Annotated in this window: 17 protein-coding genes and 2 pseudogenes; 4 read left to right on the forward strand and 15 right to left on the reverse strand. The window is 45.4% G+C overall.

Going from position 1 to position 19,911, the window contains the following annotated elements; all coding sequences use genetic code 11:
- From priB to tsaE, 14 genes are all read right to left on the reverse strand, one after another.
- A complete protein-coding gene (priB, locus tag ACGF5R_RS04810) occupies nt 1-318 on the reverse strand; it encodes a primosomal replication protein N (protein ID WP_021322928.1) in 318 nt (105 codons plus the stop codon).
- Nucleotides 319-323: 5 nt separating this feature from the next.
- Nucleotides 324-719: a 30S ribosomal protein S6 gene (rpsF, locus tag ACGF5R_RS04815; protein ID WP_011148646.1), complete on the reverse strand. Its 396-nt coding sequence runs from the start codon at nt 717-719 to the stop codon at nt 324-326.
- A 177-nt stretch (nt 720-896) separates the two neighbouring features.
- Nucleotides 897-1,634 carry a 23S rRNA (guanosine(2251)-2'-O)-methyltransferase RlmB gene (rlmB, locus tag ACGF5R_RS04820; protein ID WP_112877232.1) on the reverse strand — a complete coding sequence of 246 codons (738 nt, stop codon included), beginning with the start codon at nt 1,632-1,634 and terminating at the stop codon, nt 897-899.
- Nucleotides 1,635-1,762: 128 nt separating this feature from the next.
- Nucleotides 1,763-4,204: a ribonuclease R gene (gene rnr, locus ACGF5R_RS04825; RefSeq protein ID WP_387689963.1), complete on the reverse strand. Its 2,442-nt coding sequence runs from the start codon at nt 4,202-4,204 to the stop codon at nt 1,763-1,765.
- A 44-nt stretch (nt 4,205-4,248) separates the two neighbouring features.
- Nucleotides 4,249-4,674, reverse strand: coding sequence for a nitric oxide-sensing transcriptional repressor NsrR (gene nsrR / locus ACGF5R_RS04830; RefSeq protein WP_112877161.1), 426 nt, complete (start codon nt 4,672-4,674; stop codon nt 4,249-4,251).
- Nucleotides 4,675-4,864: 190 nt separating this feature from the next.
- Nucleotides 4,865-6,163, reverse strand: coding sequence for an adenylosuccinate synthase (locus ACGF5R_RS04835; RefSeq protein ID WP_112877160.1), 1,299 nt, complete (start codon nt 6,161-6,163; stop codon nt 4,865-4,867).
- 147 nt (nt 6,164-6,310) lie between these two features.
- Complete coding sequence (gene hflC, locus ACGF5R_RS04840; protein ID WP_112877159.1) at nt 6,311-7,321, reverse strand: protease modulator HflC; 1,011 nt, start codon at nt 7,319-7,321, stop codon at nt 6,311-6,313.
- A gap of 5 nt (nt 7,322-7,326) precedes the next feature.
- Nucleotides 7,327-8,547, reverse strand: coding sequence for an FtsH protease activity modulator HflK (gene hflK / locus ACGF5R_RS04845; RefSeq protein ID WP_112877158.1), 1,221 nt, complete (start codon nt 8,545-8,547; stop codon nt 7,327-7,329).
- Between the two features lie 105 nt (nt 8,548-8,652).
- Nucleotides 8,653-9,933, reverse strand: coding sequence for a ribosome rescue GTPase HflX (hflX, locus tag ACGF5R_RS04850; RefSeq protein ID WP_112877157.1), 1,281 nt, complete (start codon nt 9,931-9,933; stop codon nt 8,653-8,655).
- Nucleotides 9,934-10,029: 96 nt separating this feature from the next.
- Complete coding sequence (gene hfq, locus ACGF5R_RS04855; RefSeq protein WP_011148654.1) at nt 10,030-10,338, reverse strand: RNA chaperone Hfq; 309 nt, start codon at nt 10,336-10,338, stop codon at nt 10,030-10,032.
- Nucleotides 10,339-10,448: 110 nt separating this feature from the next.
- Nucleotides 10,449-11,390, reverse strand: coding sequence for a tRNA (adenosine(37)-N6)-dimethylallyltransferase MiaA (gene miaA / locus ACGF5R_RS04860; protein WP_112877156.1), 942 nt, complete (start codon nt 11,388-11,390; stop codon nt 10,449-10,451).
- A complete protein-coding gene (mutL, locus tag ACGF5R_RS04865) occupies nt 11,383-13,278 on the reverse strand; it encodes a DNA mismatch repair endonuclease MutL (RefSeq protein WP_387689946.1) in 1,896 nt (631 codons plus the stop codon). The genes miaA and mutL overlap by 8 nt, the downstream gene beginning before the upstream one ends.
- 9 nt (nt 13,279-13,287) lie before the next feature.
- Nucleotides 13,288-14,571 carry an N-acetylmuramoyl-L-alanine amidase AmiB gene (gene amiB / locus ACGF5R_RS04870; protein WP_387689948.1) on the reverse strand — a complete coding sequence of 428 codons (1,284 nt, stop codon included), beginning with the start codon at nt 14,569-14,571 and terminating at the stop codon, nt 13,288-13,290.
- 14 nt (nt 14,572-14,585) lie between these two features.
- A complete protein-coding gene (gene tsaE / locus ACGF5R_RS04875; protein ID WP_112877153.1) occupies nt 14,586-15,050 on the reverse strand; it encodes a tRNA (adenosine(37)-N6)-threonylcarbamoyltransferase complex ATPase subunit type 1 TsaE in 465 nt (154 codons plus the stop codon).
- 171 nt (nt 15,051-15,221) lie between these two features.
- Here tsaE and ACGF5R_RS04880 point away from each other — a divergent pair.
- From ACGF5R_RS04880 to ACGF5R_RS04890, 3 genes and pseudogenes are all read left to right on the forward strand, one after another.
- Nucleotides 15,222-15,464: pseudogene (locus tag ACGF5R_RS04880) on the forward strand (tRNA epoxyqueuosine(34) reductase QueG); the annotation flags it as partial.
- Nucleotides 15,461-16,135: pseudogene (locus ACGF5R_RS04885) on the forward strand (RNA-guided endonuclease InsQ/TnpB family protein); the annotation flags it as partial. The pseudogenes ACGF5R_RS04880 and ACGF5R_RS04885, both read left to right, overlap by 4 nt.
- 949 nt (nt 16,136-17,084) lie before the next feature.
- Nucleotides 17,085-17,516: a flagellar protein FlhE gene (locus ACGF5R_RS04890; RefSeq protein ID WP_112894301.1), complete on the forward strand. Its 432-nt coding sequence runs from the start codon at nt 17,085-17,087 to the stop codon at nt 17,514-17,516.
- Between the two features lie 122 nt (nt 17,517-17,638).
- Here the strand turns inward: ACGF5R_RS04890 and ACGF5R_RS04895 are convergent, their stop codons facing one another.
- Nucleotides 17,639-18,556 (reverse strand): LysR family transcriptional regulator, encoded by a 918-nt coding sequence (locus tag ACGF5R_RS04895; protein WP_387689949.1) that lies wholly within the window; start codon nt 18,554-18,556, stop codon nt 17,639-17,641.
- A 147-nt stretch (nt 18,557-18,703) separates the two neighbouring features.
- On the opposite strand from ACGF5R_RS04895, the gene ACGF5R_RS04900 reads away from it, so the two are divergent.
- Nucleotides 18,704-19,894, forward strand: coding sequence for a tetratricopeptide repeat protein (locus tag ACGF5R_RS04900; RefSeq protein ID WP_112877150.1), 1,191 nt, complete (start codon nt 18,704-18,706; stop codon nt 19,892-19,894).
- Nucleotides 19,895-19,911: the final 17 nt, after the last annotated feature.

Here is a 19,911-nt window from a genome sequence, read left to right on the forward strand (position 1 = left end):
CTAGTCTCCAGAATCTATCAATTCAATCTGCTCGGCATGAAGAACCAGTTTGTTAAGACCATTGCGACCTTGATGGCAACTAATGAATCCTGAAACGGTTAATCGACTGCCGACCGTTATACTGTGAGTTAAAACTTGTAACAATTGTCCGCTGGCAATAACGGGCATTCTGCACCATGCTTGCCTGCTCAGACCGGCTTCCTGTTGCTGTGAACGGTGCTCAAGCACAAACTGACAATGAGGAATGCCGGCAGGGCTGACTTTTCGAATGGGGGCCTTGCACACTGTGCCAGAAAGCACCAAACGATTAGTTGTCACAGTTATTACTCTTCAGAATCCCCAGCTTCTTCAGCATCCATATTGGCGTCTTCCAGAGAGTAGTCACGGCTGCGACGTTCATCTTTGGCTTTAACCATTGGAGATGCTTCAGTTACCGCGTGCTTAACGCGCATAATCATGCTGCGGATAACGGCATCGTTGAAGCGGAAGTTAGTTTCCAGCTCATCAATCACTTCCTGCGGTGCTTCAACGTTCATCAGAACATAGTGAGCTTTGTGCAGTTTGTTGATTGGGTAAGCCAGTTGACGGCGGCCCCAGTCTTCCAGACGGTGAATCTGACCTTGCGCGTTAGTGATAGTCGCACTGTAACGCTCAATCATGCCCGGAACCTGTTCGCTTTGGTCAGGATGGACCATAAAAACGATTTCGTAATGACGCATTAGAATTGCTCCTTACGGATTATTCAGCCTCCTGTCAGGGTCAACCGCGGCCCGTGGAGGCAAGGAACTTGTTTAAGTGCGGCTGAAAAATTGACGCGTAACTATACCTACCCTACATAAAAAACTCAAGGAATGAACAATGCAAAAACACTTTTGTTCATATGTGGAATAGATGAGTTATAACGAACCGCGCTGACGCACCGCCTCAAACAGGCAAACTCCCGTGGCAACAGACACATTCAACGACGAGACAGAACCCACCATTGGGATACTAATCAATTCATCACAGTGTTCACGAGTCAGACGACGCATACCTTCCCCTTCCGCTCCCATCACCAGTGCCATAGGAACGGTTAGTTTACTCTGATACAGCGTATGGTCAGCTTCTCCTGCTGTCCCCACCACCCAGATATTGTACTCTTGCAATAAACGCAAGGTACGAGCAAGGTTGGTGACACGAATAAGTGGTACGCTTTCCGCAGCACCACATGCCACTTTCTTCGCCGTGGCATTAAGCTGAGCAGAACGATCACGTGGAATAATAACAGCATGTACACCTGCTGCATCAGCACTACGCAAACAAGCGCCCAGATTATGGGGATCTGTCACACCATCAAGCACCAACAAGAAAGGGGTTTCTGCTTGTGCCAGTAAATCTGGTAGGTCGTTTTCTTGATACTGACGCCCTGGCTTCACTTTGGCAATAATCCCCTGATGCACCGCACCTTCCGTTTGATTATCCAGCCACTGACGATTTGCCAGTTGGATAGTCATCCCGATACTTTCCAGCGCATGAATCAATGGTGTCAGGCGGCGATCTTCACGCCCTTTCAGGGTATAAACTTCGATAAAACGCTGAGGATCGCGCTCCAATAAAGCTTTAACGGCATGAATACCGTAGATAATTTCACTCATAATCTTCTTATTTTCACTGTTATACATATACAGCACTGACGAATACTGTGAGCCTCATTCGATAGGCTTTACGTACTCAGGGGGAGATTAAAATATTCAGGCTATCCTGCAACAGGATAGCCCTTTGATTATTTATCTGCGCTTTTCTTAGCCCGTTTGGCTTTGAATTTAGCGACAATTTTCTGAGTTTTGGTAGAAAACGTCTTACCCTTTTTCTTATCCCCTTTAGGCTTATCCGCAGATCGCTCTTTACAAACAGCACCATCAGGCTCAAAATGAGCTTCTTTGCGATAACCACGCCCATTTTTCCTACTGCTTTCGCGGCCAAGTTCTACTTTTCTCTCTCTATCGTGCGCTGTTTTACCTACATTCCGGGCTTTGCGGGTGGTAGAAAGCAGCTTAAAGTCAATATTACGTTCATCCATATGAACCGCTTCCACACGAATTTCAACTTCATCCCCTAACCGGAAAGTTTTACCCGAGTATTCACCAACTAAACGCTGACCGATATTATCGAAATGATAATAATCATTACTCAATGTGGAAACATGCACTAGGCCGTCAATAAACAGCTCATTCAAGCGAACAAAGAAACCAAAACCTGTCACACTCGTGATGATCCCAGTAAAAGTATTGCCCACCTGATCCTGCATAAAATCACACTTAAGCCAATCGGCGACGTCTCTCGTCGCTTCATCTGCGCGGCGCTCTGTCATGGAGCAGTGTTGGCCCAGTTGCAACATCTGTTCCATATCACTGTGCCATCCCCCAGTCGGTGTTCCACATTGCTCAACAATGCTTTCCTGTTTCGCTAACAGATATTTAATCGCCCGATGCAACACCAGATCCGGGTAACGGCGGATAGGGGAGGTAAAATGCGCATAAGAATTTAATGACAGACCGAAGTGACCCCGGTTTTCCGGATCATAAATTGCCTGTTTCATTGAACGCAGTAATAGGGTTTGCAGTAGCTCATGATCCGGGCGTTCAGCCACTTGATGCATCAGTTGCGCATAATCCTTTGGTGTTGGTTGCATGCCACCGGGCAGCGTCAATCCCAATTCGCCAAAAACCGAACGCAGGTTAACAATGCTCTCTTCTTTTGGCCGATCATGAATACGGTAAAGCACCGGCTCCCCATTTTTTTCCACGAAGCGCGCCGCAGCAATATTCGCCAGAATCATGCACTCTTCAATCAACTTATGAGCATCATTGCGAACAATCGGTTCAATTCGCTCGATACGACGTTCAGCATTAAAGATAAACTTCGCCTCTTCTGACTCAAACGAGATTGCACCACGTTGCTCACGGGCATTTTCTAATGCCTGGTACAATTCATGTAAATGCTCAATATGCTGAACCAGTGGCTTGTAGTGCTCACACAGCTCTTCATCACCCTGCAACATACGCCATACTTTGGTATATGTCAGACGGGCGTGAGAATTCATGACGGCTTCGTAAAATTTATAGGATGATAATCTCCCCTGTGCTGAAATCGTCATCTCACACACCATACAAAGGCGATCAACCTGCGGGTTCAGAGAACAGAGGCCATTAGAAAGCACCTCCGGCAACATGGGGACAACCTGAGATGGGAAGTAAACCGAGTTACTCCGGCTACGTGCTTCGGTATCTAACGCCGTTTGTGGGCGCACATAGTAACTGACATCAGCAATGGCAACCCATAAACGCCAACCACCGCTTTGCTTTCTTTCACAATAAACGGCATCATCAAAATCACGGGCATCTTCACCATCGATTGTCACCAACGGCAGAGTACGCAGATCAACACGGCCTTTTTTCGCCGATTCTGGTACCTGCTCATCCAAGGAAGCAACCTGGTTTTCCACCTGTGGCGGCCAACTGTGGGGAATTTCATGAGTACGTAGGGCAATTTCCACTGCCATGTTCGTTCCCATCTTTTCACCCAACACTTGAACAATCTTACCGATAGCTTTTGTGCGGCGCGCCGGGCGTGTAATTAACTCGACTACCACCACATTCCCCATGCGAGCACCACCGCTTTCATCTTTCGGGATCAAGATATCAAAGCTTAAACGGCTATCATCCGGCACAACAAATCCCATACCAGAATCAAGAAAATAACGGCCAACAATCTGACTGGTCTTAGGCACCAATACACGAACGATACGCGCTTCATTACGCCCTTTGCGATTCAGGGACAATGGTTGTGCCAGCACAACATCACCATGAATAGCCATTTTTAACTGCTCGGCAGAGAGATAAAAATCGTCTTTGTGACCTTCTACTCGTAGGAAACCATAACCATCTCTATGCCCAATTACAGTACCTTTCAGTAAATCCAATCTTTCCGGCAAGGCATAACATTGGCGACGAGTGAAAACCAATTGACCATCACGTTCCATAGCCCGTAAACGACGACGTAACGCTTCAATATCCTCATCGTTAATCAGATTCAGCTCTTGTGCCAGTTCCTGGCGACTTACCGGTACAGTATGTTTAGCAATAATGTCTAAGATGTACTCACGGCTTGGAATAGGTGATTCGTATTTTTCTGCTTCGCGCCCCAAAAAAGGATCTTGTGACATAGCTGTTCCTCCGTTGTCATCAGCAGGCTGTTTGCGCCATTTCTTCATTCGGTCAGAAGCAGCTTGTAAAGGGGGATATTATCTTCAATCATATCAGCTAAAGTATGCTTATCCAGTTCTTCTAAAAACTTTTCTATTGCCTGATTTAATACGACCTTCAGACGACACGCAGAAGTGATATGGCAAGATTCCTGACTACAGTTAACCAATGATAATGGCTCAAGAGCGCGAACGACATCGCCAATTCTGATATCCTTCGCTGGTTTACCTAAACGGATACCGCCGTTTTTACCACGAACAGCATCTACTAATCCTAAATGACTCAATTGGTTAATGATTTTTACCATGTGGTTACGAGAAACACCATAAATATCAGCAACTTCAGAAATACTGGTCATCCGGCTTTGCGGTAAAGAAGCCATATAAATTAGCGCGCGCAAGCCATAATCTGTAAAACTCGTTAACTGCACATCAACCTCTGGATAATAAGATATAAACTAATATATCCGAGAACAAACTGAAAAAATAAGTATTTGTTCAACTTATATACCATGAATCTACCAAAATCATGTTGATCTCCTCATCGTTAAACAAAAAAGGCCACAATAAATAGCAAAAAACCGGGCTGAAAAGCCCGGCTTCACCTGATTATAGGTACCATCAGGCATCAAACGGATCACGCAGAATGATAGTTTCTGAACGATCCGGGCCTGTAGAAATAATATCAACCGGAACGCCGGTCAGCTCTTCTACACGTTTGATATAGTTCAATGCCGCCTGAGGCAATCTTCTATGCTCTTTCACACCGAAAGTGCTTTCATTCCAACCAGGCATGGTCTCATAAATAGGCTCAATACCTTCCCAGTCATCCGCTGCCAGAGGTGTAGTTTCAATTACACTGCCATCAGGCATACGGTAACCAGTGCAGATTTTTACTTCTTTCAAGCCATCCAGCACGTCCAGTTTGGTCATACAGAAACCTGACAGTGAGTTGATCTGTACTGCACGACGGATGGCAATGATATCCAACCAACCAGTACGGCGGCTACGCCCCGTAGTCGCGCCAAACTCTTGGCCTTTTTCGCGCAAGTAACTGCCAGTTTCATCAAACAGTTCAGTTGGGAATGGACCAGCACCGACACGAGTAGAGTATGCTTTGATGATCCCCAAAACATAATCAACATAGCACGGACCTAAACCGGAACCTGTTGCAACACCACCCGCGGTAGTGTTGGAAGAGGTCACATATGGGTAAGTACCGTGGTCAATATCCAACAATGTGCCCTGTGCACCTTCGAACATAACCAATTCACCTTTCTGAGTTGCTTTATACAACAAATCAGAAACGTCGACGACCATATCCGTCAAAATATCGGCAACAGCCATGATTTCATCTAGGGTTTTCTGGTAATCAACCGCCGGTTCTTTGTAGTAGTTAACCAGTTGGAAATTGTGATATTCGATAATTTCTTTCAGCTTAACTGCGAATGCTTCCTTATCAAACAAATCACCAACACGCAGACCACGACGAGCAACTTTATCTTCATACGCAGGGCCAATACCACGACCGGTTGTACCAATTGCTTTTGCACCACGCGCTTTCTCGCGGGCATTATCTAATGCAACATGGTATGGAAGAATAAGTGGACAGGCTTCTGAAATGAGCAGGCGCTCGCGAACAGGAATACCACGGGATTCTAATGCGTTCATCTCTTTCATCAGCGCATCAGGCGCTAATACGACGCCATTTGCAATAATACTGATAACATTTTCACGCAGGATCCCTGATGGGATTAAGTGGAGAACGGTTTTTTCACCGTTGATAACCAGTGTATGACCAGCATTATGGCCCCCTTGATAACGAACAACATACTTAGCTCGTTCAGTCAGCAAGTCGACGATCTTGCCCTTGCCCTCGTCACCCCATTGGGTGCCCAATACGACAACGTTCTTACCCATTTCAAAATTCACTCGGTTGCTTAAAAATGGATTCTAACATCTCATCCCACACCTTTCAGTAATTTTTATCACATCCGTTATTTTTGTTAGCCACCAGACATGACAAGGCCCGCCTGATGCGGGCCTTACTGAGTGATTCAAAACTCATTAGTGCTGAACTGCACGCTTTTCAGGTGCTTTCATATAGCGGAAGAAATCAGCTTCTGGGCTTAATACCAGAACATCTTTCCCGTCTTCACTAAAGCTTTTCTCGTAAGCACGTAAGCTACGGATAAAGGTATAGAAATCTGGCGCTTGACTGAATGCATCAGCAAACAGTTTAGCGGTTTCCGCATCACCAGCACCACGCAATGTAAGCGCTTCACGCTCCGCTTTTGCACGGATTTCAATAACTTGCTTATCTGCTGCTGCACGCAGCTTTTCTGCTTCTTCCAAACCTTGTGAACGATGACGACGAGCTACCGCTTCCCGCTCAGCGCGCATACGCTGGTAAATCGCTTCTGAAACTTCCAGTGGTAAATTGATTTGTTTGATACGCACATCAACAACTTCAATACCCAATGCCGCCATACTGTTCGGATTGATAGCAAGCTGTTTATCTGCCGTTTCTCGCTCTACACGCGCCGCCGCTGATGCAATAGCATCATCCGCTTCAGTTGTACTCGCTGTTTCTTTATCCGTTGTACCTTTGTTCAGCGCATCACGAACATCGGTGGTCAATTGACCACGGGAATCCGTTACGATACCACGAACATCCTTACGGCCAATCTCAGAACGCAGGCGGTCACTGAATTTACGCTTTAACAATACTTCTGCTTGAGAAATATCACCATTGCCGGTCGCCAGATAATAACGGCTGAAATCATTAATCCGCCATTTCAGGTAAGAATCAACTATCAGGTCCTTATTTTCACTGGTCAAGAAACGGTCGGCTTGAATATCCATAGTCTGGATACGAGCATCCAGGGTTTTCACCGTTTCAACAAAAGGTATTTTGAAATGTAACCCCGGCTCATAAACAATCGGTTTATTTCCTGCATCGCGCAGAACCTTACCAAAACGCAGTACAATACCACGCTGTCCTTCCTGCACGATAAATAGAGAGGCATAGAGTGCAACTAATACCGCGACAATAACAACGACTAATGATTTACGCATGATTATTATCTCCCTACCCTGATAATGTCATTACGCAGATTATCTGTTCGGTTATAATTCGCTCCCCGGCCTGAATTTGAAGGCACCGTTGGACGGGTACCCCGCAGGTCGGAAGCTACCGTATTATCTGATTGCACTGTTCCCTCTTTTTTAACACCAGAAACATCACCACGTAACATTTGTTCTAATGGCAATACCAACAAATTGTTATTGTGATCATTAACAATAATTTTGCGAGTACGGCTCAATACTTTCTCCATCGTTTCAATGTACAGACGTTCACGGGTAATCTCAGGCGCCTCTTTATACCTAGGCAGCATTTTGGCAAAGCCCGCCACTTCCCCCTGTGCTTCCAAGACTACACGAGCCTTATAAGCTTTCGCCTCTTCAATGATACGTTGCGCATCACCTTTCGCACGTGGCAAGACTTCGTTCGAATAAGCCTCCGCTTCACGAATAGACTGCTGTTCATTCTCACGTGCAGCAATAACATCGTCAAAAGCAGCCTTGACTTCTTCTGGCGGACGAGCAGCCTGGAAGTTAACATCCAACAAAGTTATTCCCATGCGGTACGGAAGAATCGTCCTTTCCAACTCACGCTGAGTATCATCACGGACAATCATACGATTTGCCGTTAAGATTTTATCCATCGTATATTTACCAACAACACCACGTACCGCGCTATCTGTCGCCTGACGCAGGCTGTTATCAGGACTTGTCACGCTATAAAGATAAGCAGCAGGATCAGTCACACGATACTGCACGTTCATCTCCACGCGAACAACGCTTTCATCCGATGTCAGCATCACGCCAGAGGTTGCCAATTCACGAACAGATTCCACGTTAACTGGAACAACTTCATCAATGAATGTGGGTTTCCAGTTCAGACCTGGCTGCACAATATGGCTAAGTTTACCCAAACGGGTAACAACACCACGTTCTGTCTCTTTAATCGTATAAAAACCGCTAGCGGCCCAGATCACGACGACAACAGCAGCGACAAGGCTAACAATACGCCCGCCAAATTTTGCCCCTTGGTCAGAACCATTACCGCCCTTGTTCCCACCAAAACCCCCGAGTTTACTGCTCAGCTTACGGAACAGATCGTCGAGATCAGATGCCCCACGGTTTCGACTACTTTTGTTCCCGCCGGAATTGCCGCTTTTATTGCTGCTTCCCCACGGGTCGCGGTCTTGTCCGTTGTTCCCGGGCTGATTCCACGCCATGTTTTAGCTCCATTCTTTTATGATTGGTTTTTCAGGCCAAGAGCCTCTTATAAACAAGCCGACTCTCAATCACATAAGTTTTCTGATATTCACCTGACAGGCACATCAGACAACATAATCAAACAAATCCTGTTCTTGTTTGCATAGACGGCGCCAGTCAACAATCGGCATTCTCACTTCGATACCAACTTTACCGTCCTCTTCTATCCACTCTTTCTCTATTGCTTGCAGTTGATAGAAGCGGCTGCGTAAACGACCTGCTTCCGGAGGCAAACGCAATTCGTAGTGTGCAATTTCACCCGAAAGACGCTCCGTTAACGCTTGTAACAATAACGGGATACCTTTACCGGTTTGCGCAGACAGCCAAACTCTAACCGGTAAGTTATCTTCGTTGCGATCAATACGTGGCATGAAGCTGTCCAGCATATCAATCTTATTCATCACCAACAGTACCGGAATTTCATGCGCTTCAATTTCTTCCAGTACGCTGTCGACAGCGGCAATATTTTCGTCGATGCGGCTATCCGCAGCATCAACAATATGCAGCAACAATGTTGCTTGCCGGGTTTCCTGCAATGTTGCTTTAAATGCCGCCACCAGATCATGAGGCAAATGACGGATAAAGCCAACCGTATCAGCCAATACCACCGTACCAACATCATTAACTTCAATCCGTCGCAACGTTGGATCCAGCGTAGCAAACAATTGATCAGCTGCATAAACCTCAGCAGCCGTCATACGGTTAAACAAACTCGATTTACCGGCGTTGGTATATCCCACCAGTGAAACCGTCGGTATATCCGCTTTATTTCGCGCTTGACGCCCCTGTTCACGCTGTTTCTCAACCCGGCTCAGACGACTCAGGATCTGACGGATTTTATCCCGCAATAAACGCCGGTCCGTCTCAAGCTGCGTTTCCCCCGGCCCTCTCAAACCAATCCCACCTTTCTGACGTTCAAGGTGAGTCCATCCCCGGACAAGACGGGTAGAAAGATGACGTAGCTGCGCCAACTCTACCTGTAACTTCCCTTCGTGAGTCCGCGCCCGTTGGGCAAAAATATCCAGAATCACGCCGGTGCGGTCGATAACTCGACACTGACAGAGCCGCTCAAGATTGCGTTCCTGTGCAGGACTGAGTGCATGATTAAACAACACAACATCAGCACCACTAGCCTGTACCGCCTCAGCAATCTCTTCCGCCTTACCTTCTCCAACAAAATATTTCGGATGAGGGGCTTTCCTGCTCCCCGTGACAATTTGCACAGGAACTACACCAGCAGAAGTTACCAGTGATTCAAACTCACTGAGATTATCTGTGTCTTTATCCTGCGAGAAAAAAACATGCACCACAACGGCTTGTTCGCCGCCTTCATAACGTTCAAACAAAGGTGCGACCTCTCAGGCTGAGTAAAAAACTACAGGAAAAAACATAGGTAAAACCCCCTCCCTATGTTTTTCTTCATTCTATTACTGCTCTCAAACTTATTCAGTGCCATCACTTTCCTGTTGCGCTGCCGGAGCAGAAACACCACCAGAATGATAATTACCTACGCTCGCCCCTACACTCGTATTGCTACTGTGATGAGAAACTGGGCGGGAAGGTACAACAGTAGAGATGGCATGTTTATAAACCATCTGGCTAACCGTATTTTTCAGTAAAATGACAAACTGGTCAAAAGATTCAATCTGACCCTGCAATTTGATGCCGTTGACCAAATAAATAGAAACCGGGACCCTTTCACGCCGCAATGCGTTCAGGAACGGATCTTGCAAAGATTGCCCCTTAGCCATTCTATATTTTCCTTATTTTGTTGTTTTTAACTAAGAACCTAAAGGTTCGAAAAAATGAACTACTCAAAAATTGCGCTTTGGTACTCATCAATTGTACACAATCAATAAACCTATGCACTAACAACCTGCATAACTGTGCTTAAAGCTTGCTCTGGTTGAGAACTATCCAACCAATGAACCGACTTCCAACCTCTGAGCCAAGTTACCTGACGCTTTGCCAACTGGCGCGTCGCACAAATACCGCGATAAATCATTTCATCGTAGTCAATTTCGCCGGAAAGATAAGACCACATCTGACGATAACCGACACAACGAATAGAAGGTAAATCCACATGCAAATCACGACGAGCATAAAGTGCTTTAACTTCCTCTTCAAACCCTGATTCAAGCATTTGATGAAAACGCGCTTCAATGCGTTGATGAAGGAGTTCACGTTTTGCCGGTGCAATAGCAAATTGATGAACACGATAAGGCAGCGATTCTCCTGACAATTTAGTCAGTTCAGTGAGAGTTTTACCTGAAATAAGAAAAACTTCCAGTGCCCGAGAAAGTCTCTGTGGATCATTAGGATGAATTCTTAACGCCGCCACAGGATCAATCTTCTGTAGTTGCTGATGCAATGCATCCCATCCTTGCTTTGCCGCCTGTTGTTCTATTTGTGCCCGAATAACCGGATTAGCAGAAGGTAAAGGCGACAAACCTTCAAGTAACGCCTTGAAATAGAGCATCGTTCCTCCCACCAGCAGAGGAATACGACCAGAAGCAGTAATTTCTGCCATCTCCTTCAATGCATCGTGACAAAAATCAGCAGCAGAATAAGGTTGAGAGGGGTCCAGAATATTGATTAAACGATGAGGCGCCAACGCTTGCTCTTCGGTTGTTGGTTTGGCGGTACCAATATCCATTCCACGATAAATTAGCGCAGAATCAACGCTGATCAGCTCCACAGGAAGATGCTGGCGTAAAGCAACAGATAAAGCTGTTTTGCCTGAGGCCGTCGGACCCATAACAAAAATTGCCGTTGGTAGATGTTGAGTTTTCTGATCACTCATGAGTAAGAGATGCCACCACTGCTTGTAAATCAATTAATTGTAATAACCCATCTGGTGGAGATTTTACCAGTTGTGGGCAAAGACGCTCAACATCAGCTAATAACTGCACCGCCTGAGCAACGTTCCACGTTCCATACTCACTGCCGATATGACGAGCAAGCCAGGTTACAACCTGTTCTGCCGATGCTGATGGCTGTTGTGCTAAATAACCTAGCAACTCAGGAATTAATTTAGGCAGATTTTGTTGACGTAATGGTAACGATACCGCACATAGTATCGCTTTTCCATGAGATACAGATGCTTCAATACCAAAAGAGCCCAATAAGTCACTATAACGATTTAAAGCATCAGCTTCCTCTTTACTAAGAGATAGTTTCAGCGGTATCAACAATGGCTGTGATTTCAGCCCTTGCTCTGTTGGTGTTAACTGTGCTTGTCTTAACCAGCGTTCAGCTACCGGCAAAGATAACAACCCAATTCCCAATGGAGATTCAATCAGAGCATAACATGGTGAATATATGCTCAATACCTTACCAAAACTATGATTGCTATTTTTAACCTGAACAAGAGCAGAAGTGACCTTTTCTGCCATAACCGGAGCGGTTCTTACTGGAAACAGCTCTCTTTTTTCTTCAGGTTCAGACTGCATCAGTTTCTGATATACCTCACCCTGACGTTTCTGATAATGATCTCCATGATATTGGCGATTTTCACCACCACGAGAGCCCCCCATATTCCCTTTACTTGACAAAACCTCTTTTGGTGATGATGTTGCCACAGATGTCGCATTGTTTTGCCGAGAAAAATGATTTCCCCCTGCTGATGGCCGGTTTTCCGGCTCCCAGGCTGGCGCAGGTTCACAGCAAGCCATATCCAGTTCGGCACCGCTTCCGCGCTGTTTCAATACGGCTGTTACACCCTGATAGATAAAATCATGTACCAAACGGGCTTGATGGAAGCGAACTTCATGCTTCGCAGGATGCACATTCACATCCACTTGATGTGGATCAACCTCCAAATATAAAACATAAGCAGGCTGTTGTTCTCCTCGAAGCAAATCTTGATAAGCCTGACGGATAGCATGATTAATTAAGCGATCACGCATCATACGCCCGTTTACATAACAATATTGAATATCGCCACTCGCCTCAGTATTCATCGGGTCAACAACCCATCCTTTAATCGATAAATCGTCGTGCTGCCAGGAAAGAGAAAGTGCCCGTTGCATAAAAGCGGTACCACAAATGGAGGCCAACCGCCGCTCATACTGCGATTCATCTTTTGCCGGCCGGTATTGGCGCACCAATTTACCGTTATGATGCAAATTGATTAATACATCCAAACGCGCCAACGCAATGCGTCTAACGACTTCATCAATATGACCAAATTCCGTTTTTTCTGTTCGCAGAAACTTGCGCCGCGCGGGGGTGTTATAAAAGAGATCCAATACTTCAACAGTACTGCCTACTGGATGTGCTGCCGGCTTTACGGTCACTGCCATATCCCGCCCTTCCGCGTAAGCTTGCCAGGCTTCATGCTGTTCTTCAGTACGGGAAGTTAATGTCAGACGCGAAACTGAGCTGATACTAGCCAGCGCCTCTCCACGGAATCCCATACTGATAATGGCTTCCAAATCATCAAGGGTAGCAATCTTACTGGTAGCATGACGAGCCAACGCTAGCGCAAGATCCTGATGGTTGATGCCACAGCCATTATCACGGACACGAATAAGTTTTACTCCACCGCGCTCAATTTCAATATCAATACGGCTAGCGCCAGCATCAAGGCTATTCTCCACCAACTCTTTTACTACTGATGCAGGGCGTTCTACGACTTCGCCAGCCGCAATTTGGTTTGCTAATTGAGGAGGTAAGATCTTGATCGCCATATTTAACCTTTACTTCTTGGCTGTTTCTGGTACAGCCTGTAATGGATTTGCTAGAAAATAGTTGCGCAACCCCCGATGGATAGCACTTGCTAGCTTATCCTGAAAATCATTGGAACCCAGTAATGTTTCTTCAGCCGAGTTACTGATAAATCCTGTTTCCACCAAAATTGAAGGAATATCTGGTGAACGTAACACACCTAAGCTAGCATGTTCTGGCGAACGTTTATGTAATAAACCGACCTTGCGCAATTCACTCAAAACCTGTACTGCAACGTTATAGCCCACCCGCTGGGAGTGGCCGAATTGCAAATCCAGCACCGCCTGGCTTAGATAAGGATCAGCACCATTTGCCAAGGCATTACCTGCACCACCCAGTAACTCAGACTGTTTCTCATGCTGTTCAAGCCAATTACCCAATTCACTGTTTGCACGCTTGTTTGACAGCACCCAGACAGAAGCACCACGCGCACTGCGATTAGGAGCGGCATCCGCATGAATAGAAATCAGCATATTTGCGCTATGTTTACGTGCAACCTCAGAACGACCAGCAACAGAAATAAAATAGTCTCCATTACGGGTCAAAACGGGTTTGAACATAGGATCATTGCGTAACAATGCTTCAAGTTTGCGCGCTACACTGATAGTCACATTTTTCTCTTTCAATCCACGTTGCCCAATCGCACCGGGGTCTTGACCACCATGTCCTGCATCAATAGCGACAACTACCCGCTGACCGCCCTTAGAAGTTGCTTGCAAAGCAGCCTGTTTTGTCGTCTGCAATTTGCTGTTAGTAAGTGATAGCTTACCTGTAGCAGCTTGTGAACTCTCTCTAAAAATAGACTTGCCAGTAGATACCCCAGAGGCCCACAGGGTAAAAATCACCCGATATTCACTATCCGATTGCTGCACTATAGAGTTGACTTTAACTTTATTATTTAGTTCAAATACAATGCGTTTTTTTTGTCGATCAGGTGTCTGGCTGGAACGGATTTTCCTCACTAAATCCTGCCCCGGTAGATTCATAGGTAAACCAACAATTTTTTCTGTTTGATGGATATCTACCACTAAACGCTCTGGCGAATGCAATGGAAAAAAACTGTAATTAGGGCGACCACCGGAAAAAACCATCGTCACTTTAGATTCATTTATGCTGTTACTGACGTGAATATTGGATAAAGTCGCCGCGGTGGCGGTTGTTACCACTAAACTGCTCATCATAATAAACAACCAGCACATTATCATAAAACTGATCTGCCATTTCTTTATCATTTTTGCGACTAAAGGACACATCATGGTCAGGTGATCCCTTATAAATATTTCAAATTATCTAACAAGCTCTCACCATATTTAGACAAAGCAATAAAATGTGCCTGTCTCCCTTCGGACTGGTAACTCAAATGTAATTCAATATCTGCATCCGGTAATACGCCTTCTCCTTGCTGAGGCCATTCCACCAGACAAATGGCATCTTGATGGAAATAATCACGTATTCCCATAAATTCCAGCTCTTCCGGATCTGCCAATCGGTAAAGATCGAAATGGTAAACCGACCTCGGTGTTAAAGCATAAGGCTCAACCAAAGTATAAGTTGGACTTTTTACATGCCCTTTATGACCCAGGGACTGCAAAAAACCACGGCTAAACGTAGTCTTACCTGCACCCAAATCACCATATAAATAAATTACACTACCACTATTACAGGCAGCAGCAACCGCGCTTCCAAGAGAAACTGTCGCATCTTCATCTTTAAGTGATAAAATAAGTTCTTTCATCGAATAATATCTGTTGTTTTATTAATTCATCAGCTAGAACGATAACCCTAACACACTTCTATTATCAACATTTAACATCTTCTGCTCAGTTTCATTATCAAACCCACTATTTTTGGGCTGAAACAAATTATGCTACACTGCAACACCTTGCAGTATAAGCCGATTTCCACCATGACAACGCCTCTCGATCTTAATCTTTTAGCCGTCAACATCAAACAATGGGGTCTTTCTCTTGGTTTCCAACAAGTTGGCATTTGCGATACCGATTTATCCGTGGAAGAGCCAAAACTTCAGGAATGACTGGATAAACAGTATCACGGGGAGATGGCATGGATGAAACGCCATGGCATGATGCGTGCTCGCCCGGATGAACTTTTTCCAGGGACTTTGAGAGTTATTAGCAAAAACCTATCCTGCGCGACGATGGCAAAGATGCACCGGAAAAGCCGGGCGTTATCACCCGCGTGACAGGATGTGATATGGGTTTGTCCCACTATCTTATCGAGTCGACCGAGGAGAAGGTCAATAACCCGCGTCACCTTATCAACGCCACCCGTAACCTGCGTCGTAAACAGAAATCGCTGTCCCACAAACAAAAGGGCAGTGCTAACCGCAGCAAGGCCCGATTACGTCTGGCGGTAGTCCATGAGCGGGTAGCCAATGCTCGCGCCGATTTTCAACACAAACTCTCTCGAACAAGGGTTGACGAAAACCAGGCGGTCATTGTTGAGACGCTGAAATCGGCCAACATGATGAAGAATCGCCACCTTGCCCGCTCTATCGGGGATGCGGGCTGGCATGGCTTCCTCATGAAACTGGAATACAAAGCCGCAGCGGCGGAGGTCAAACTGGATCAGTGGTTCGCCAGCTCGAAAACCTGTCATTGCTGCGGTCACAAAATGCCAGAACTGCCGCTAAATAAGCGGATCTGGCAATGCCCGGTTTGTCATGTCGAACATGACCGCGATATCAATGCGGCGATCAACATCCAGCGCAAGGGCACAACAGTATTACAGGCAGCGGGACTCGTCGTTTCTGCCCACGGAGGCCAGCGTAAATCCGTCATAAAGACGGGTGCGGCCTGAGAAGTGGGAAGCCTTGCCGTTTTTTACGGCGGGGAGCCGTCACAGCGATAACCAAGGGCTTGCCCAGAGATGCTTAATTATTAGCCATCTTTATGACGTATAAAAAGATTCAGATAATTTTCCTGTGAATAAAATAAAAACCCCTTGTTGATCAATGCTCAAAAAAAGCGCAAGTGATCAATGTGATATTTCTTAACAAAGGATCATTCCGAAAAATTATCAATAAGTTACAAAATAAATACTCATTTTGTAACATTCAAAGTCAGAAAAATTCAAATGCAACAGCCTGTGGATAAGTCTGTGTGATAATTTTAAAGCATCGAACTTATTTACCGGGAAACCAACTTCCGGGCTGTGGATAAAAAATAGAAATCTGTACTGCGAGGATATAACCTAAAAATCAAATCAAAGTAAGTGAGTACAACCATTGAGGAAGAAACTTAGAGCGGGAAGTAAATCCTTCGAATATCAGCTAATTCATTGATTCAAAAGAGATTTTACCCATACCTCATTGACGAAAGGAGTGCATTATGTACTACCTCAAAAAGTTTGGCAAGCAGAAGTTGAAAAAATATTTTGCAATTATAAGGATAATACTTTCTTCACCCCTATAAATACCACCCGCTGAACTGAGCACAATCGGAATATAAAGCTGGCTACCGATGTCGAAAAAGACAAAGGATCTACAACCAAACAATACCCCTTTAGGCATAAACATCACACAACATCGATCAAGCCAGCGCACAGATTCAGACATTCAGCCAAAGCCTTCACTTGATCCACTGTTATTGCAGTGAGATTCTTTTTATTCGATCAAGGAAGATTTGAACAACCATAGGAATCAAATCAATAAGCAAGCAATTTTCATGTGCGCCAGCCATATTGGATATCGCACAGCTATTGCATGCAGATAACAGTAAGATAACTCACTAGCAATGAGGATTAAAGAATGAAAAGATTTACCAAAATTGCAGTAGGTTTTCTAGCGTTAACCACGGCTCAGCTCTCCTTTGCCGCTACCAGCATGTGGTCACAAACGAGCCGTGCCCCAAATGTTTATGCTGCCGGTTACACCAACTCAAATTTCTTTACCACGCCCTCTTCGGTACCGACAAGGGCAACTATTACGACAGTATCTTGGAATATCGGTTTATATAGCAATGGTGCGACAACTCAGACTTTCAGCGTTTGTTATACCCCACGATATTCATCCACCCCATCGCAATGCCTGGATGTCTCCGGTGCCCTAAATAGCACCACAAATGCCTTTAGCGGCCATGATGCCAAAGGTTCCTTTAGAATTAGCGGGATTCTCAACGGAGGTACTTACCCCGTTTACCCGTCCCATTACAATATGATCAAAGTTGATTATCAGTATTAAGCAATCCGACCTGAAGCCTCATGGCCTCAGGTCATTGATAGGAAAGTTACTTTAGACAATTCTTTCACGTTTTAAGCACAATATGTGCTAATGGAAGGACGTAGCATGCTATAAAGCTGAGATCATTCACTAACGAATTCCCTGGAAGCCAGGGAGACAGCCGAACTCACCATGCGAAATTTTTTAGTCGCCAATGCGATAAATGCTTTAGTGGCTGGTGACGATTGACGTTCATCAAGCACAGCCAACCCGACATGTCGTTTCACCTTTGGATTCAGCGCTTTCTTGACATAGTGAACATCACGAGCCGGCGGCAGAGATGACTCGGCAACAATCGTCACCGCATCCCCACGTTCAACCGTAGCCAAAGTACTTAACAATTGAGACGTCCGATAGCGAATATTAGGTTGCAATCTTGCCGATAAAAAAAGCCTGGAAACCAATTCAGCCGATCCGGCTTCTGTCAATGCGAATGGTCCAACACACAAATCTTTCAACGTCACCGTATCCTGCAATACCAAAGGATGATCTACCGGCAACAAAGCCACCATCTGGTCTTCAAGAATCGGATAAGTGTCGAATTGATCTTCCGGCAAGGTCACAAATCCCACATCCACGCGCCTATCCATAAGCCATTGCACTACCTGTCTATCTGGCCCCTCATCAATATGGACCTCAATGCCGGGGTAAAGTCTGCGATAATCGGCCAGTACCGTTGGCAACAGCCACAAGGATGAAGTCGGTCCAAACGATCCAATTCGCAACGTACCTCGTTTCATTCCCCGAGCATCCGCGGCCTCTTGCCGCATAGTCTCAGCCAGACCAAGAATGGCCTGGGCTTTTTGTAGCAGACTTTCTCCTATATCTGTCAGTTCGACAGCTCCTTGATGCCGATGCAATAGCTCTACGCCAAGCTCCTGTTCAAGGAGTCTGATGGCATGGGAAACCCCAGACTGAGAGATCTTGAGCTGGGCCGCAGCTAAGGTAAAGCCCTTCCGTTCAGCAACAACAGCAAAAATTTCGAGCTGGGTTAAAGTCATTATCTCCCCCTTGAGTAATCACTCATTTCCGCATGATCATACATCTGAATAAGTATATGCAATGCGGATATAAAACAATAGGCGAAGCATGCTCGCCGAGCGCTCAACCGAGTTTCCAAACCATAATTAATTAAAAAAGGGGATTTTATGAGTTACCAATGGCCTTCAGATGGCTCATCTTCCATATGGCCGGAGATAAACAGCATGTTCTTATCCCTCCGTGGATTTTCAGACGAATTTATTCCCATGAATGACACTCAGCGAACCTACAAAAAACTCCTGATGGGATTTGATGCCATCACCTCTTGCGAGATGAAAGAGCTTTATAAATTCAAAATCACATTAACTCAAATGAACGAGCACGACCTCTCTCTCCCTGAGCTTTGTCTTATCCATAAGGCATTCAGCGCATGGGTAAAATTTGATTACGAAAACGCGAGATCGCTTCTGACCCAACATATTCGAGCATACCCATCGGATATTGTCGCGCTCTTCTTCATTCACATGCTTGATTTCTGCACTGGCAAAACAACCAACCTAAGGTCTCTTCTACTTTATTGTGACGAACACATTCCTAGCACTCACTACCTCTATCCATATTATCTTTCCATAAAATCATTCGTCCTTTGTGAAGCTCAATGTTTTGATGATGCCTTAGCGGTTGGTTTTAAGTCTGTTAAATTAATGCCGGACAATATCTATGGCATTCATGCTGTCGCACATGCCTTGCATGAGCTAGGTCGATGGAAAGAACTTTGCCACTTCCTGACCAATTGCAAAGAACATTGGATAACCAACGCCGGAATGGGAATGCATGTATACTGGCATCTCGCCATTGCGTATGAACGATCAGATGAAATCACGCTGGCATTGCAAGCTTTTGATGAATTATATGCGCTAAAAGACAATCCATTTGCTAAACAAGATTTGGACGCCGTAGAATTCTTGTGGCAGCTTAGGCTCAAATCTGCCGACGCTAAGTTCCAACCAATATGGGAGCGTCTTGCCGTCCTTTGGACAGGCAGCATCAGCTCATCCACCTCTTACTTCCACAAGATACATGCAGCACTTGCTTTTTCTGCAACAAATCAGTCTTTTCTTATTGAAAAGCTGATTGCGGAAAGCGATGGATTTGGCATCGAACCAGACACACATTCCACAGGGATAGACGTCCTTAAAGCAATCTTACTATTCACATCTAGACACTACGAAGAGTGCTTAAGCAAACTCCGTCTCAGCTATGAGAAATGGCCATTATTGGGAGGTAGCCGTGCTCAACGTGAAATATTGGAACAGACTATGGAATACGCCGCCTTGAAAGCATCTTCCACCCTATAAATTGCGATATTGACAAA

Source organism: Photorhabdus sp. RM71S, assembly GCF_042879355.1.
GTDB lineage: Bacteria > Pseudomonadota > Gammaproteobacteria > Enterobacterales > Enterobacteriaceae > Photorhabdus > Photorhabdus kayaii.

Coding starts and splice junctions, on each gene's coding strand:
- rpsF (WP_011148646.1), bottom strand. CDS start 719: ATGCGTCATTACGAAATCGTTTTTATGGTCCATCCTGACCAAAGCGAA.
- rlmB (WP_112877232.1), bottom strand. CDS start 1,634: ATGAGTGAAATTATCTACGGTATTCATGCCGTTAAAGCTTTATTGGAG.
- rnr (WP_387689963.1), bottom strand. CDS start 4,204: ATGTCACAAGATCCTTTTTTGGGGCGCGAAGCAGAAAAATACGAATCA.
- ACGF5R_RS04835 (WP_112877160.1), bottom strand. CDS start 6,163: ATGGGTAAGAACGTTGTCGTATTGGGCACCCAATGGGGTGACGAGGGC.
- hflC (WP_112877159.1), bottom strand. CDS start 7,321: ATGCGTAAATCATTAGTCGTTGTTATTGTCGCGGTATTAGTTGCACTC.
- hflK (WP_112877158.1), bottom strand. CDS start 8,547: ATGGCGTGGAATCAGCCCGGGAACAACGGACAAGACCGCGACCCGTGG.
- hfq (WP_011148654.1), bottom strand. CDS start 10,338: ATGGCTAAGGGGCAATCTTTGCAAGATCCGTTCCTGAACGCATTGCGG.
- miaA (WP_112877156.1), bottom strand. CDS start 11,390: ATGAGTGATCAGAAAACTCAACATCTACCAACGGCAATTTTTGTTATG.
- mutL (WP_387689946.1), bottom strand. CDS start 13,278: ATGGCGATCAAGATCTTACCTCCTCAATTAGCAAACCAAATTGCGGCT.
- amiB (WP_387689948.1), bottom strand. CDS start 14,571: ATGATGTGTCCTTTAGTCGCAAAAATGATAAAGAAATGGCAGATCAGT.
- tsaE (WP_112877153.1), bottom strand. CDS start 15,050: ATGAAAGAACTTATTTTATCACTTAAAGATGAAGATGCGACAGTTTCT.
- ACGF5R_RS04890 (WP_112894301.1), top strand. CDS start 17,085: ATGAAAAGATTTACCAAAATTGCAGTAGGTTTTCTAGCGTTAACCACG.
- ACGF5R_RS04895 (WP_387689949.1), bottom strand. CDS start 18,556: ATGACTTTAACCCAGCTCGAAATTTTTGCTGTTGTTGCTGAACGGAAG.
- ACGF5R_RS04900 (WP_112877150.1), top strand. CDS start 18,704: ATGAGTTACCAATGGCCTTCAGATGGCTCATCTTCCATATGGCCGGAG.